Source organism: Halopiger djelfimassiliensis, from assembly GCF_000455365.1.
GTDB lineage: Archaea > Halobacteriota > Halobacteria > Halobacteriales > Natrialbaceae > Halopiger_B > Halopiger_B djelfimassiliensis.
The window spans coordinates 646,078-661,179 of the sequence record NZ_HG315685.1 but is presented as its reverse complement, the minus strand read 5'-3'; the positions used below and the strand labels follow the sequence as shown (position 1 = coordinate 661,179).

Sequence of the window (15,102 nt, the reverse complement as noted above, 5' to 3'; positions counted from 1 at the left end):
CGGTCACTCGCCGGCCTCGAGGACGACCCGATCGCCGACCGAGAGACCGAACGCCTCGTCACCTCGCCCTTGATTGACGTCGAGTTCCACGTAGCCATGGCTGCCGACGGTCGCGAGGCGCTTTCCGACCGGAACGGCGGCGAAGGTCTCCCCGACCGGAACGGACTCGCCGTTGACGACGACCCGCTCGCGGTCCTCGAGAAAGTCGCCGACCACGTTCGTAATCGCGTTCCCGAAATCGTCCACCACCAGTACCTCGCCGGTCGCGCGGTCCCCCTCGAGCGTCGCCCCGGGAAGGTCGCAGTCGACCGCCGCCTCGCCCGACTCGAGAAAGGCAAGCGAGCCGAGTCGGTCGATCCCGACCGCGTGAACGTCGGCCGCGGCGGGGGCGAAGACGTCCCGGCCGTGGAACGTGTTGCTCGCCGGCCCGTCCTCGGCCGACACGGAGCAGGCCGTCGCGGTCGCCGACCCGGCTCCCGTCGGCTCGGGCGGTTCGAGGCGCGTCTCGTCGACGACGAAGGCCTCGATCCCGTCCTCGCCGCCGGCGAGTCGACGCGCGACGGGGAGCAAGACGCCGTTGTCCGGCCCGACGAGCGCGTGATCACCCGCCCGAAGGACGATGGCGTTGCGGTCGGTTCCGACTCCGGGGTCGACGACCACGAGATGGACCGCCGGCGGGAAGTACGGCAGCACCTCTCGGAGCCAGAAGGCGGTCGAGCGAACGTCCTGTCTGGGAAAGTCATGTCCGACGTCGACCGTCCGCGCGTCGGTTCGCTGGTGGATGACACCCTTCATCGCCGCGGGATACGGCGTCCCGAAATCGGATGCGATCGTGAGCATAACTGTCACTACGGCTCGCCCGAGGAAAGTGTGTCTGCAGAGAGTCGCCAAGCCATCGTCCGCTCGAGCGTCGTCAATCGCCGTTCGCGTCCGAATCGCTGATCATCCGGATGCGTTCGATGCCGTCGATTTCCTCGACGACTTCGACGACGGCCCCGGGGACGAGCGACTCCCAGTCCCCGTCGTTGATCATGCGTTCGCGAACTTCGCTGCCCTCGAGTACATCGCGGTTGAACATCGGCGACTGGCGGATCTCGATGCCGGCCTCGCGAAACAGTTGGATGACGAGCGGATTGTTCGAGTACGCGACATCGAAGTCCGGACTCATGCTCTGGACGTGGCTCACCCACACAGAGTTGCGCTCGAGGTCCTCGATTGGGACGGCGTAGGTCACCAGATCCGTGTCGACGAGCGATTTCGTGATCATCATGATCCGTTCGCCCGCCGTGAACGGGTTCCGAACCGTATGCGAGTCGTCGGCGCTGCCGATCCCGAGCACGAGTTCGTCGACGTCCTCCGCGATTCGCTCGACCATGTTGCGGTGGCCGTTGTGAAACGGCTGGAACCGCCCGATGTAGAACCCCCGTGTCATGCGGAAAACTGTCGGTCCATTGCGCATAAGCGTGGCGAGTTTCGCGTCCGATCCGCGACGGCCGGTTACACGACCGACACGTCCAAAACCAAGAACGACAGGAGCTGTTCACCGCGTAGAGGTGCTCTGTCGCCTGTTTTCTGGAACGAACGCCATCCTCCGCATGGAGAAAGTATATCAGTGGCAATCCCTTCGAAACAGGTACCGAACAGAGTTCTATGAGCAACGATACGAACGTTGACGACCCTCCTAAAGACGCCCCTGACACCGCTCCCGGCGAGGAGCAGGTGCGGGAGCGCGAGCAGGAGCGTCAGGGAGATCGGTCGCCGATCGAGGAAGACGGCGATCGAAGTGACGATATCGACGACGTCGACGACCGGACCGAGGTGACCGAATCGGACGCAGGCACCGAGGACGACGTCGAGACCGTCGACGATCTCGGGAGCACGGTCGACGTCGATCCCGGCGTCGAGATCGACGAGGAAAACGCCGAGGACGATCTGCTCGGCGGGCTCCAGATCGATACGACGGAAGACATCGAAGTTCCGGACCGACTCGTCGACCAGGTCATCGGGCAGGACGAGGCGCGAGACATCATCATCAAGGCCGCAAAGCAGCGCCGACACGTGATGATGATCGGCTCGCCGGGGACCGGGAAGTCGATGCTGGCCAAGGCGATGAGCCAACTGTTGCCCCAGGAAGATCTCCAGGACGTCTTAGTCTATCACAACCCGGACGACGGCAACGAGCCGAAGGTTCGGACCGTCCCCGCCGGCAAGGGCGAACAGATCATCGACGCCCACAAGGAGGAGGCGCGAAAGCGCAACCAGATGCGGTCGATCCTGATGTGGATCATCATCGCGATCGTCATGGGGTATGCGATCCTGTCAGGGGGGCGCATCCTCCTTGGTATCCTCGCAGCCGGTATCATCTGGCTGATCTTCCGGTACACCAGCCGCGGGACGGACGCGATGGTCCCCAACATGATCATCAACAACGGGGATCAGCGCACCGCGCCCTTCGAGGATGCGACCGGCGCTCACGCCGGTGCGCTGCTGGGCGATGTCCGCCACGACCCGTTCCAGTCCGGCGGCATGGAGACGCCCAGCCACGACCGCGTCGAACCCGGCGCGATCCACAAGGCCAACAAGGGCGTGCTGTTCGTCGACGAGATCAACACGCTCGACGTCCGCACCCAGCAGAAGCTGATGACCGCGATCCAGGAAGGCGAGTTCGCCATCACGGGCCAGTCCGAGCGCTCCTCGGGTGCGATGGTCCAGACCGAACCCGTCCCCTGTGACTTCATCATGATCGCGGCCGGCAACCTGGACGCGATGGAGAACATGCACCCCGCGCTCCGCAACCGGATCAAGGGGTACGGGTACGAGGTCTACATGGACGACACCATCGAGGACACCCCGGAGATGCGGCGCAAGTACGCCCGCTTCGTCGCACAGGAAGTCGAGCGCGACGGCCGACTGCCCCACTTCACCGACGAGGCCGTCGAGGAAGTGCTCCTCGAGGCCAAACGCCGGTCGGGTCGGAAGAACCACCTGACGCTGCTGTTCCGGAGCCTCGGCGGACTGGTCCGGGTCGCTGGCGACATCGCCCGCGCCGAGGACCGCGAGTACACCACCCGCGAGGACGTCCTGCAGGCCAAGCAGCGCTCCCGGTCGATCGAGCAACAGCTCGCCGACGACTACATCGAGCGGCGCAAGGACTACGAACTGCAGGTCAACGAGGGCGGCGTCGAGGGCCGGGTCAACGGTCTCGCCGTCATGGGCGAGGACTCCGGGATCATGCTGCCCGTCATGGCAGAGATCGCGCCCGCACAGGGCGGCGGGCAGGTGATCGCGACCGGGAAACTCCAGGAGATGGCCGAGGAGTCGGTCCAGAACGTCTCGGCGATCATCAAGAAGTTCTCCGACGTCGACCTCTCGGAGAAGGACATCCACATCCAGTTCGTCCAGGCCGGCCAACAGGGCGTCGACGGGGACTCGGCCTCCATTACGGTGGCGACGGCGGTCATCTCCGCGCTCGAGAACATCCCGGTCGATCAGTCGGTCGCGATGACCGGCTCGCTGTCGGTCCGCGGGGACGTGCTCCCGGTCGGCGGCGTCACCCACAAGATCGAGGCTGCGGCGAAGGCCGGCTGTGACAAGGTCATCATCCCGAAGGCCAACGAGCAGGACGTGATGATCGAAGAGGAGTACGAGGAGATGGTCGAGATCATCCCGTGTTCGAACATCAGCGAAGTGCTTGACGTCGCCCTGATGGGCGAACCGAAGAAGGACTCGCTGGTCGACCGTCTCAAGTCGATCACCGGTTCGGCGTTCGATCAGAGTACCGTCGGCTCCGCCGGCGGCTCGAACCCGAGCCCGCAGTAACAGATCGATGACCCAGTGGACGGCGTTCGCCGGTGTTACGGGCGTCGTCCTCGCGTTGTTGCTGGTTCTTTCCCACCTGACGCAGTCGGCCGTCTCCGACGTCGATAGCGGTTCCCCCGATGACTACGGACGCGAAGCCGACGCCGCAAGCGCCGGCTCTTCGTCGGTCGAGCCGTTCGGACGGGGGCAAAACGAGATTCCGGAGCCCGGCTCGAACCCGGACGACGCCCTCGAGACGGGCGACGACCGACCCCATCGCGACCGCCACGCAGGCGACCAACTCGACCCCGAATCGCTGTCGACGGGGATGGTGCTCGCGAACGTCGCGCTCTCGCAGGGCGTGTTCGGGCTGGTGTTGCTCGGTGCGGTGCTCTATACGGGCGTGCCGGCCGACGCCCTCGGAATCGAGTTCTCAACGGCGTATCTCGAGACCGGACTGGTCGTCGGGACGGCGGTCGGCACCGTCCTCTACGTCGGCAACGAGATCGGCGCGGCCGTCGCAACCCGGTTCGGGTTCGATCACGACGAGCAGTTACGGGAACTGCTCGCGCCGGAGTCAGCCGGGGGCTGGCTCGTGCTGGTCGGCGTCGTTTTGCCGATCATCGCGGTCTTCGAGGAGTTGCTCTTCCGGGCCGCGCTGATCGGGGCGATCGCGACCGGGTTCGGCGTCTCGCCGGCCGTTCTCGCGGTGGTTTCCTCCGTCGCGTTCGCGCTCGGACACGGAATGCAGGGATCGGTCGGGATCGTCGTCACGGGGCTGCTCGGACTCGTCCTCGCGGCCGTCTTCATCGTCACCGGGAGCTTTCTCGTGGTCGTCGTCGCCCACTACGTCATCAACGCGCTCGAGTTCGTCGTCCACGAGGGGTTCGACTTCGAGTGGGCGACGGCCCTCGAACATGACGGCGGCTGACCCGTCGGGACGACCGACCGCGACGGCAGAACCCCCGCGAGACGCGCTCAGAGATCCTCGAGCGACCGGAGCTTCTGTTCGACCGCCGGCGGGGCGGCGCTCGGCCCGTCCCGGACGCGGTGATCGGGGATCAAAATCGGTGCCGGGTTGCCGTCGAGGGCCGTCCGAACCAGCGTCACGTCGGCCTCGTCGTCCGGATCGAGTGCCGGCGTCATGCGCGCAAGCGTCGCCACGTCGATCTGCTCGCCGTAGGGTACCCCCCGAAGCTGTTCCAGCACGGCGCGGTGGTCCGTCGGGACGGTCAACGCGACCTGCACGTCGTCGAAAGACGCCGCCTCGAGCCCCTCGAGATACTCGAAGAGGCGCTCGAGAACGGGATGGGAGTCCGCGGCGTCGTCCTCGGGCTTCTCGGGGAACGAGACGCTCAGGACGCGGCCGCTTGCGGCACCCAGTTGCACGTATCGATCGAGATACGACGATTCCCGCGCGTAGATTCCGGCGTCCGTAACGTCCTCCATACGTCGCCGGTACGACCGGCGGGCTTGAATAATCGCCGGTCACGCTCCGACCGGACCGCCGTCGTGGCGCAAGGCTTTTGTACATATGAGTACGTCGATGTACAACAATGAACTCCGAAACGGCGCTCGCTCCCGAAGTCCGGTCGATACTCGAGGCCGCCCGGGAACGGGCGGACGACGGCCGGACCCGGCACCCGGTTTCGGTCGACGCGCGGTCGCTTCCGGACGCGCTGGCGCGAGCGGAGCGGGACGGGCGCGTACCGATCATCGCGGAAGTCAAACCGACGAGTCCGACGGCGGACGGAACGCGCGAGGACGATCCGGTCGAACTGGCCGAAGCGATGGTCGAGGGCGGTGCGGCGGCGATTTCGGTGCTCACCGAACCGGCTCACTTCGGCGGGTCGCCCGACGCGCTCGCACGGATCCGCGAAGCCGTCGACGTCCCCGTGTTGCGCAAGGACTTCGTGCTGGACGAGGCCGGCATGGACGTCGTCGAGGCGGACCTGTTGCTGTTGATCGCACGCTTTCTCGACGGCGACGGGTCGGAGAGTGCAGGATCCGACGCCGCGCTCGAGGCCCTCGTCGCCGCGGCCCGCGACCGGGGGTTTCAGCCCCTCGTGGAGGTCCACGACCGAGCCGAACTCGAGACGGCGCTCGAGGCGGGCGCGGAGATCATCGGGGTGAACAACCGGGATCTGGCGCGGCTCGAGGTCGACCTCGGGACGTTCGAAACCCTCGCGCCGGCGGTCCCGGACGACGTGACGCTGATCGCCGAAAGCGGCGTCTCGACGCCCGCGGACGTTCGGCGGATGCGGGCGGCCGGTGCCGACGCCCTCCTGATCGGCAGCGCGATCATGGACCACGGCGCGGCCGACAGCGACGTGACGACGAACACCCGGCGGCTCGCGCGGGCCGAGACGGACGGAGACCGAGACGACACGAGCGAACACCACGGAGACGATCGAACATGAGCGAACGCGAATCAACGAACACGAGCACGTTCGGCGAGTACGGCGGACAGTACGTCCCCGAGGCACTGATGCCGGCCCTGCAGGAACTCGAGGACGCCTACGAGCGCTACGTCCTCGAGAACGAGGACGGCTTCATGGACGAGTTCCGCGAGCGGATGCGCGAGTTCGGCGGGCGGCCGACGCCGCTCCAGCGCGCGGACCGACTGAGCGAGCGCTACGACCGGGAGATCTACCTCAAACGCGAGGATCTCCTCCACGGCGGCGCGCACAAACTCAACAACGCGCTGGGACAGGTCCTGCTCGCGAAGTACATGGGCAAAGAGCGGATCATCGCCGAGACCGGCGCGGGACAGCACGGCACCGCGACCGCGATGGCGGCGGCCCACCTCGAGATGCCCTGTGAGATCTACATGGGGCGGACGGACGTCAACCGCCAGCGGCCGAACGTCTACCGCATGCGGATGAACGGGGCCGAGGTCACCCCCGTCGACGCCGGCAGCGGCACCCTGAAGGAGGCGATCAACGAGACGATGCGGGACTGGGCGACGACCGTCGAGACGACACACTACGTCATCGGCTCGATCGTCGGCCCCCACCCGTTCCCGAAGATGGTCCGGGACTTCCAGTCCGTGATCGGGACCGAGGCCCGCGAGCAGATCCGCGAACAGGCGGGGCGACTCCCCGACAGCGTCGTCGCCTGCGCCGGCGGCGGATCGAACACGATGGGCACGTTCCACGCGTTCGTCCCCGATGACGGCGTCTCGCTGTACGCGGTCGAGGCCGGCGGCTCGAGCCTCGAGATCGACGCGGAGGGCGGCGTCGCGCCCAACTCCGCGACGCTCTCGACCGGCACTGACGGCGTCCTCCACGGCGCGATGACGAAACTCCTCCAGCGCACGGACGGACAGATCGTCGAATCCCACAGCGTCAGCGCGGGGCTGGACTACGCCGGCGTGGGTCCGGAGCTCTCCCATCTCGTCGAGACGGGGCGGGTGACGCCGGCGACCGTCGACGACGAGGCCGCGCTCAACGGCTTCCACCGGCTCTCGCGGCTCGAGGGGATCATTCCGGCACTGGAGTCGAGCCACGCGCTGGGATATCTCGAAGCGAATCACGAGGAACTCGGCGACCTCGTCGTCGTCACCGTCTCCGGCCGCGGCGACAAGGATCTGGAGACCGTCCTCGAGGAGACCGAGAACCGCGACCTCGAGGCGGCCCCGGACGTGGAGGTGTTCGACGCATGAGCGAGATCGAAGCCGCAATCCGGGAGAATCACCCCGCACTCATCACCTACATCACCGCGGGCGATCCGACCCTCGAGGACACCGCGGCGTACGTCGAGGCGCTGGATCGCGGCGGCGCGGATCTGATCGAACTCGGCCTGCCGTTCTCGGAGCCGATCGCGGAGGGGGCGACGATTCAGGCCGCGATCAACCGCGCGCTCGAGGCCGGCACGACCCCCGAGGGCTTTTTCGAACTGGTCGATGATCTGGAGACCGACGCGCCGCTGTTGGTAATGACGTATTACAACATGCTCCTCCAGTACGGGGTCGGAGGGACGGCACGCGTCGGGCCGGACGTCCGCCCTTTCGTCGAGCGCGCTGCCGAGGCCGGTCTCTCGGGCATTATCGTCCCCGACCTCCCGGCCGAGGAGGCCGACCCGCTGCGGGAGGCCTGCGACGACCACGGTCTCGATCTCGTCTTCATCGTCGCGCCGACGACCGACGGCGAGCGACTGGATCGAATCATGTCCCACGTCTCCGGGTTCGCCTACGTGCAGGCCCGCCTCGGGACGACCGGCGCTCGCGGGGACGTCTCGACGGCGACCCACGAGAGCCTCGAGCGGCTGTCGACGTACGACGTCCCCAAGGCGGTCGGCTTCGGCGTCAGCGAGGGCGACCACGCCGCCGAGATCGTCGCGGCCGGGGCCGACGGCGTCATCGTCGGCAGCGCGCTCGTGGACATCGTCGCCTCGAGCGACGAGCCGGCGGCCGATCTCGAGGCGAAAGCCGCCGAACTCAAACGCGGCGCGAGACGGGGCGCTGACTCTATCACGGTCGATACGGAAGATACACCGGAACCAGAACAGCCATAACTGCAAGCTTGCTACTCATCCGCAATGACTACAACAGGTATCGAGGCACGACTCGAGCGAATCGGCACAGACGGATCGTACGTAATCATCCCCATGGACCACGGCATCACGATGGGTGCCGTTCAGGGGCTGAAGGACATCGAATCGACGATCGACGGCGTGACCAACGGCGGCGCGGACGCCGTCCTCACGCAGAAGGGGATCGCCCCGCGCGTTCACGAGCACAAAAACGGCAAGGGCTACATCGTCCACCTCAACGGGTCGACGACCATCGGGCCGGACGAACGGGACAAACGGATGACCGGCACCGTCGAGGAGGCCATCCGGGCCGGCGCGGACGCCGTCTCCTTCCACATCAACGTCGGCTCGACTCACGAACCCGACCAGATCACACAGCTGTCGGAGGTGACCGAGACGGCAAAGCGGTTCGGGATTCCGGTGCTGGCGATGGCCTACGCCCGCGGTCCCGGCGTCGAGTCCGACGACCCCGAGGCGCTCGGCCACGCGGTCCGACTCGCCGAGGAACTCGGTGCTGACGTGGTCAAAACGGGCTACAGCGGCGACGCCGAGAGCTTCCAGCACGTCGTCGAATCGACCCGGCTGCCGGTCGTCATCGCCGGCGGCGCGAAGGGAACCGATCGCGAGACGATCGAGATGGTCCGGGGCGTGATGGACGCCGGCGGCGCGGGCGTCTCGATGGGCCGGTCGATCTTCCAGCACGAGGACCCCGAAGCCATCACGCGGGCGGTCTCCGGCGTCGTCCACGACGATCTCTCCGTCGACGACGCGCTGACCGAAGCGGAACTGGCTCTCGAAGCCTGATACGGACGTCTCCGCGATAGTTCTCTCGACGACGTTCCATCTCGAGTAGCACACGCGTCCATCTCGAGTCCATCTCGAGCCGACGCTGGAGGCGTCGGTAGCACATGCATGCGAACAGATCACCGCCCTCGAAGACGAGGGCGTCTTACAGGAAACCACAGGCAAGGAGCGCTACCAAGAGTACAAAGCCGTCGATATCTTCGAGATTCTGACCGACTCGTTCGAGACCTAGCCGTACTGGAGAGTGGTTCGTCGCTGCTCTCGAGGCTTCTGTCGCGGGGACGAATCCGGTCCAACAGTTATCCCGAACAGCGGCGTAGGCAGTCGCTGTGGCTCGTCCGACACTCACGACGCGGCACCTCGAGCGGACCGAAACGGGACGGTACACCGAACTGCTGTACGACGACGGGGCAAACGACGCGGTGGCGGTCTGTGCGGCCCACGGCGGGCGGGTCGAACCCGGCACCGCCGAACAGGCGCTCGAACTCGCTACCCGGCTCCCCGAGGCCACCTGCTGGGCCTGTCTGGGCTACGCCGAAACCGGCTCCGCGTTCGACCTGTGGCATCCCCCCTCGAGCGCGATCTCCCCGGCCGAGTACCCGCTGCTCGAGCACATCGCCGACCGGGGGTTCGAGACGGTGATCAGCCTCCACGGGCTGGCCGACGACCGCGTGATCGTCGGCGGCGGCGTCGACGACGGGGTCAAACGCCGCGTTGGCCAGCGCCTCGAGACGGCGGTCAGCCACCCCGTCGAAACGGCCTCTGACGGTCCCTACGGCGGCGTCAGCCCGGACAACTTCGTCAACTGGCTCGCACGCGAGGGCCGGGGCGGCCTCCAACTCGAGCAAAGCCCCGCCGTCCGGGACAGCGAGAGCGACGCCGTCGTCTCGACGCTCGCGGGCCTCGTCGAGGACGGCCGCCTGTGAGCCGTCCCGCCCGGATCGAAACCGATTCGGCCTCACCCCGTCTTGGTCGGTCCGTGACCGACGAGCGGCACACGCTCGACGACGAAATCGTCGCACGAGCGCGGATTCACGCCCGCGAGGTCGTCGCCGAGTCCGACCTGGCCGTCGACCGCGACGCCCTCGAGTGGACCGTCTCCGGTCGCGCTCGCCGCCGTGCGGGGGCGTGTCGGTGGGACGCCGATCGGGAGGTGGCGACGATCGTCCTCGCCCGGCGGGCCTACGAACGCTACGCGTGGTCGGAGTTCGCGGGGATCGTCAGACACGAACTCGTCCACGCCTGGGAGTTCCAGCGGTTCGGCGACTCCGGCCACGGTCCGCGGTTTCGCGAGGCGGCCGCGCGACTCGACGCGCCGCGTCACTGCCGCGCGTTCGCGGAGCCGCGGTACGTGCTCCGGTGTCTCGAGTCCGACTGCGACTGGACGGCAGACCGCCACCGCGCCTCACGGCCCGTGAAGACTCCGGCCCGATACCGGTGTGGTGACTGCGGCGGCCGCTACGAGGTCGAACACGCCGCGAGCGGCCGGACGTGGACGACCGCGAGCGGCTACGGCGGCGCGAAGGCGGCGCTTGGCGAGGAGTGGTGACGGCCTCGTCGGTCGAGTCGTCCACGGAACACTTATTCGATTGCCTGAACCCAATTCACGTATGGGAATACTCGATCTCATGCTGGGGGAGACGGGCCCGGGTGAGCAAGGCGTCGAGGGCAACTCGTACACGCTCCCGAAGGACACCCACGCGTTCGTGTACCCGGTCGCGGTGCGGCGCACGGAGATCGACGCGTTCGCCGAGTTGCTCGAGGCCGAGGCGGACGCGCCGTATCTCGAGGAGCACACCGACGAACTGCAGGAGGTCTTCGACGAGGCCCTCGGGGGGGTCGACGTCGATGCGTCCGAACTCGTCGAACGGAAGCGACAGGCACGGCTCGCGGCCGAGCCGCTGATCGACCACTGGCGAGACCACCTGACGGGTGAGATCGACACCGTCTACGCCCGCCCGGGGACGGACTCGACGTTGCGCTCGTTCGTCAAACTCTGCAAGCAACGCGACGAGCAAGCCGATGACCCGTTCGAACTCCCCGAGAGCTTCGAGGCGGTGCCACCCCTGCTCAAGCGAGTCGAGGAAGCCACCGACGACCAGTATCGCGCCGTCGTTCACACCGACCTGTTACCCGCCGAATCGTAACCTGATCGGGCCGCTCCGTCTCGCCGTCGCCGGCTACAGTCGCTTGGACCTACACGATCGACGCGAACGCCTCGAGCGACGCGAGCTCGTAGGTCGGCTCGTGAGTCTGCCCGTCGAGTCGGTCGCGGCCGGTATCGAGCCACGCCGAATCCAGCCCCATGGCGTTGGCACCCGCGACGTCGGCATGCAGCGAATCGCCGACGTGAATCGCCGCGTCCGGCGCGACCTCGAGATCGGCGAGCGCGCGCTCGAACGGTGCCGCATCGGGTTTCGGATGGATACCGGCGCTCGGGTCCGTAAAGACGCAGGCGTCGAAAGCGTCCTCGATCCCGAGCGCCCGGAGCTTCCGGGTCTGGGTCGGCCGCCCGCCGTTGGTGATCAAACCGACCGGGCCGCGGTCGCTGGCGTGCTCGAGGGCGGCTTTCGCGCCGGGTCGGAACTCGACGGCGGTCGGGTCCCGAAGGTCGAGATACTGCTCCGCGAGCGTCGGCGCGACGGCCGGATCGACGCCCGCACGGGACGCGACCTCGCCGAACAGGGTCGCGTAGAACTCCCGTTCGGTCCGGGACGCCGGCAACGAGGGGACGGCGGCCCGCAGGTCGGCGGGGGTACAGAACCCCTCGAGACCGGCACGGTCGAAGGTCGCTTCCAGAAGCGCCGCGGGGTCCTGGGTAGATTCACAGATCGTATTGTCGAGATCGAAACAGACGGCGTCGTAAACGGCCATTCACTCGCCGTAGGGCCTCGACGCTTCTCAACGTTTCGACGTGTTTGCGAGGGAGTCACATGCTGGCCACCGACCACCGTCGGGCCGATCCGCAGGCGTTATTTTCGCCGGGATTCCCTCCAGATGTATGGGGATGGACGTCGTCAAACGAGTTCACGTCGTTCCGCTTGGCTACGAGTTCGATCGGATCCTCGAGCCGATCCGGGACCAGCGGGCCGATCTCGTCTACCTGCTCGAAAACGACAGCGCCGACGGCGAGGATGAGCCCTCCGAATCAGCGAGCGAAGCCGGTGACGCGGAGCGAAACGCGACGACGACGGCCGACTATCACGACGAACTCCGGCGGGAACTCGAGTCGATCGTCCCGGACGTTCGGACATGGTACTGTGATCTGACCGACGTGTACGCCGTCCTCGGCGACGTGACGACGATCGCCGCGAACCACGACGACGATCAGGTGTACGTCAACGTCTCCGGAGCGGGGACGATCCCGGCTATCGGTGCGACGATCGCGTGTATGGACGTCTCGACCGACGCACGGGCCTACTACGTCGAGCCCTCGGAATACGCCCACGACGGGACCGGTGAACCGGCCTCGTTCGGTGTCGACGAGATCGAACGGGTGCCGACCTACCCTATCGAGTCGCCGACGCGCGATCAGGTCGCGATCATGGAGTTTCTGTCCGACCCGACCGCGTGGGACGGCTTCCACGACGACCGGACGGCACCGCCGAAGAAGAAAGACCTCATCGAGTACGCCAGGGATCGGAACCTCTCGTTTATGGCCGATCGGCGTACGCCCGACGAGCGAGGCGGCGAAGACAAGGGGGCGTTTCGCGTCCTCGACACGCACGTCCTCGAGCCGCTGTCCGAAGACGGTTACGTGACGATCGAATCGGTCGGCCGACGCCGCGTGGTCGAGTTGACCGAGCAAGGCGAGAACGCCTACCGGGCGTTCAGACACAAACTCGCCGACGGCGACGCCGAACGGGCGGCACGCGAGTAAACGGGATGGTTACTCCTCGGAGACGTCGCGCCCGTGAACCAGCGCGTACAGCTTGGTCCCCAGTCGCGCGAGTTCGAGATCGGCCTCGAGTCGCTCGACGTGTGTACGGAGGGCGGCCTCGTCGAGGCCGAGTTGATCGACGTCGTCGCGGCGGTCGCGGGCACGGCTCGCCCGACCCAGCAGCCACGGGGCGGCGTCGGCGAACGACGACCCGGGCAGCGCGAGCCCGTGGACGCTACCGTGGTCGCGTTCGGCCGCGTCCAGCAGCTCCCTGGCCACGATGAGCGTCCGGCGGAGGGTCCGGATCTCGTCGGCGTCAGCGGGTGGGGTCAGGTAGCTCGCGATTTCGGCTTCGGCGTCTGCGACCCGGTCGGGATCGACGTCGTACACTGACGCGATCCGACTGCGATCGAGCGTCCGGTGTCGGCTCCGCCGGCTCGCGAGCCGTAACGCACCGAGGACGGCCGCCGGTCGACCGTACTCGAGCGTCGCCAGTTCGCCCGCGTGATCGAACGCGGCCCGGGCGACGTCGACGACCGGCTCGGCCTCGAGCCGAGTCGCTGCTTGCTCGATCGTCAGTGCGTCGCCGGGTTCGACGTGGCGCTGACCCATACGAGAACGGAGTCACGTTCGGATGTTATCTGCTTCTAAGAAAGTAATTGTACTATCGTTACTATTGCTACTATCGTGTCTATCGTGATCGATCTGACCCCGTCAGCAGTGGCTCCCCACCGGGGAGCGGTTCGATGTCACGGCATCGAGAGGACCGCCGCATCGGCTGTGCGATCCGCCACGTTCAAGCCGGTTCCCTTCGAGGGTCGAGTCATGACACGATCCGTCTGGGTCAAAGCCGACGACGCCGTCGGCGACTGGGACGACCGCCGGGCGCGGATTACCGCCGCGCTCGAGGCGGGCGCAGATTGGGTACTGGTCGATGAGGACGACGTCGAGCGCGTCCGCGAGCTCGGCGACATCAACGTCGCCGCGTTTCGGACCGGCGGGGATGTAACGCTGGTCGACGACGCCGAAGACGACGAGGCAACCACCGCGAACGCCCGCCCCGACGCCGTCGTCGTCGGCAAGGACGGCGAGGGCGACGCGACGATCGAAATGCCCGAGGACTTCTCCGGCTCCGCGGATCTCTCGACGCTTCGCCGCGACGGCGACCTCGAGCGAGGGGCCTACGTTCGCATCCTCGGGACGGAGTACGAACGGTTCGCCGAAACCGCCGCCAAGGAGGCCGATTACACCATCGTCGTCGGCGAGGACTGGACGATCATCCCGCTGGAGAACCTGATCGCCCGCATCGGCGAGGAGACGGACCTCGTTGCGGGCGTGACCAGCGCCGAGGAAGCCAAAACGGCCTTCGAAACGCTCGAGATCGGGGCCGACTCCGTGCTCCTCGACTCCGACGACCCCGACGAGATCCGCGAGACCGTCGAGGTTCGCGACGAGGCCGAACGCGAGTCGCTGGAACTCGAGTACGCCGAGGTGCTCGACGTCGAGCGGGTCGGCAGCGCCGACCGGGTCTGTGTCGATACGGGCAACCTGCTCGAACACGACGAGGGAATGCTCGTCGGATCGATGGCTCGCGGCCTCGTGTTCGTCCACGCCGAAACCGCCGAATCGCCCTACGTGGCTTCCCGCCCCTTCCGGGTCAACGCGGGGGCCGTCCACGCCTACGTCCGCACGCCCGACGGCGGCACGAAGTACCTCTCGGAACTGCAAAGCGGCGACGAGGTCCAGATCGTCGACACCGACGGGCACACCCGCGAAGCGATCGTCGGCCGCGTCAAGATCGAAAAGCGGCCGATGTTCCGGGTCGCGCTCGAGACCGACGACGGCGACCGCGTCGAGACGCTGCTCCAAAACGCCGAGACGATCAAGGTCGCCACCGCGGAGGGACGTACCGCGGTAACGGATCTCGAGGCCGGCGACGAACTCCTGCTGTACTACGAGGACACGGCACGCCACTTCGGCGAGGCCGTCGAGGAGAGTATTATCGAGAAGTAGACCGATCGGTCGATTCCCCGCCGCACTAACGCTGGTTATTGCTATCATACCACACTACCGTGGGTGATGTTCGA

The 15,102-nt window shown here is 67.0% G+C and carries 16 protein-coding genes; 11 read left to right on the top strand and 5 right to left on the bottom strand.

Annotation, left to right across the window (positions count from 1 at the left end; translation table 11 throughout):
* Positions 1-3 precede the first annotated feature (3 nt).
* Both TX80_RS09160 and TX80_RS09155 read right to left on the bottom strand, forming a co-directional pair.
* Complete coding sequence (locus tag TX80_RS09160; protein ID WP_049922798.1) at positions 4-840, bottom strand: SAM hydrolase/SAM-dependent halogenase family protein; 837 nt, start codon at positions 838-840, stop codon at positions 4-6.
* A 73-nt stretch (positions 841-913) separates the two neighbouring features.
* A complete protein-coding gene (locus TX80_RS09155) occupies positions 914-1,432 on the bottom strand; it encodes a nicotinamide-nucleotide adenylyltransferase (protein ID WP_049922797.1) in 519 nt (172 codons plus the stop codon).
* A 218-nt stretch (positions 1,433-1,650) separates the two neighbouring features.
* On the opposite strand from TX80_RS09155, the gene lonB reads away from it, so the two are divergent.
* Together lonB and TX80_RS09145 are read left to right on the top strand one after the other, a co-directional pair.
* Entirely contained in the window at positions 1,651-3,819 is a 2,169-nt protein-coding gene (gene lonB / locus TX80_RS09150) for an ATP-dependent protease LonB (protein ID WP_049922796.1), read from the top strand.
* A gap of 7 nt (positions 3,820-3,826) precedes the next feature.
* The gene (locus TX80_RS09145; protein ID WP_049922795.1) at positions 3,827-4,729 is read left to right on the top strand and encodes a CPBP family intramembrane glutamic endopeptidase; all 903 of its coding nucleotides are present in this window, start codon (positions 3,827-3,829) and stop codon (positions 4,727-4,729) included.
* A 47-nt stretch (positions 4,730-4,776) separates the two neighbouring features.
* Here the strand turns inward: TX80_RS09145 and TX80_RS09140 are convergent, their stop codons facing one another.
* Positions 4,777-5,247: an MGMT family protein gene (locus TX80_RS09140; protein ID WP_049922794.1), complete on the bottom strand. Its 471-nt coding sequence runs from the start codon at positions 5,245-5,247 to the stop codon at positions 4,777-4,779.
* A 107-nt stretch (positions 5,248-5,354) separates the two neighbouring features.
* Here TX80_RS09140 and trpC point away from each other — a divergent pair, with 107 nt between their 5' ends.
* The 7 genes from trpC (at position 5,355) to TX80_RS09105 (ending at position 11,282) form a co-directional block, all read left to right on the top strand.
* On the top strand, positions 5,355-6,218 hold the full coding sequence (gene trpC / locus TX80_RS09135) for an indole-3-glycerol phosphate synthase (protein ID WP_049922793.1): 864 nt from the start codon (positions 5,355-5,357) through the stop codon (positions 6,216-6,218).
* Positions 6,215-7,462 (top strand): tryptophan synthase subunit beta, encoded by a 1,248-nt coding sequence (gene trpB / locus TX80_RS09130; protein WP_049922792.1) that lies wholly within the window; start codon positions 6,215-6,217, stop codon positions 7,460-7,462. Before trpC ends, trpB begins: the two co-directional genes overlap by 4 nt.
* Complete coding sequence (trpA, locus tag TX80_RS09125; RefSeq protein ID WP_049922791.1) at positions 7,459-8,313, top strand: tryptophan synthase subunit alpha; 855 nt, start codon at positions 7,459-7,461, stop codon at positions 8,311-8,313. The genes trpB and trpA overlap by 4 nt, the downstream gene beginning before the upstream one ends.
* 24 nt (positions 8,314-8,337) lie before the next feature.
* Positions 8,338-9,135 carry a 2-amino-3,7-dideoxy-D-threo-hept-6-ulosonate synthase gene (locus tag TX80_RS09120; protein ID WP_049922790.1) on the top strand — a complete coding sequence of 266 codons (798 nt, stop codon included), beginning with the start codon at positions 8,338-8,340 and terminating at the stop codon, positions 9,133-9,135.
* A 329-nt stretch (positions 9,136-9,464) separates the two neighbouring features.
* Positions 9,465-10,061, top strand: a complete 597-nt coding sequence (locus TX80_RS09115; RefSeq protein WP_049922789.1) for a poly-gamma-glutamate hydrolase family protein — start codon at positions 9,465-9,467, stop codon at positions 10,059-10,061.
* 53 nt (positions 10,062-10,114) lie between these two features.
* Positions 10,115-10,684 carry a SprT family zinc-dependent metalloprotease gene (locus tag TX80_RS09110; protein WP_049922788.1) on the top strand — a complete coding sequence of 190 codons (570 nt, stop codon included), beginning with the start codon at positions 10,115-10,117 and terminating at the stop codon, positions 10,682-10,684.
* A 61-nt stretch (positions 10,685-10,745) separates the two neighbouring features.
* Positions 10,746-11,282: a hypothetical protein gene (locus TX80_RS09105; protein WP_049922787.1), complete on the top strand. Its 537-nt coding sequence runs from the start codon at positions 10,746-10,748 to the stop codon at positions 11,280-11,282.
* A gap of 49 nt (positions 11,283-11,331) precedes the next feature.
* Here TX80_RS09105 and TX80_RS09100 read toward each other — a convergent pair whose 3' ends face one another.
* Positions 11,332-12,009 (bottom strand): HAD family hydrolase, encoded by a 678-nt coding sequence (locus tag TX80_RS09100; RefSeq protein WP_049922786.1) that lies wholly within the window; start codon positions 12,007-12,009, stop codon positions 11,332-11,334.
* Positions 12,010-12,142: 133 nt separating this feature from the next.
* Here TX80_RS09100 and TX80_RS09095 point away from each other — a divergent pair, with 133 nt between their 5' ends.
* On the top strand, positions 12,143-13,015 hold the full coding sequence (locus TX80_RS09095) for an HFX_2341 family transcriptional regulator domain-containing protein (protein WP_049923209.1): 873 nt from the start codon (positions 12,143-12,145) through the stop codon (positions 13,013-13,015).
* A 9-nt stretch (positions 13,016-13,024) separates the two neighbouring features.
* Here the strand turns inward: TX80_RS09095 and TX80_RS09090 are convergent, their stop codons facing one another.
* A complete protein-coding gene (locus TX80_RS09090) occupies positions 13,025-13,627 on the bottom strand; it encodes a hypothetical protein (protein ID WP_049922785.1) in 603 nt (200 codons plus the stop codon).
* Positions 13,628-13,840: 213 nt separating this feature from the next.
* On the opposite strand from TX80_RS09090, the gene TX80_RS09085 reads away from it, so the two are divergent.
* Positions 13,841-15,028, top strand: coding sequence for a 3-dehydroquinate synthase II (locus TX80_RS09085; protein WP_049923208.1), 1,188 nt, complete (start codon positions 13,841-13,843; stop codon positions 15,026-15,028).
* The last annotated feature ends 74 nt before the right edge of the window (positions 15,029-15,102 follow it).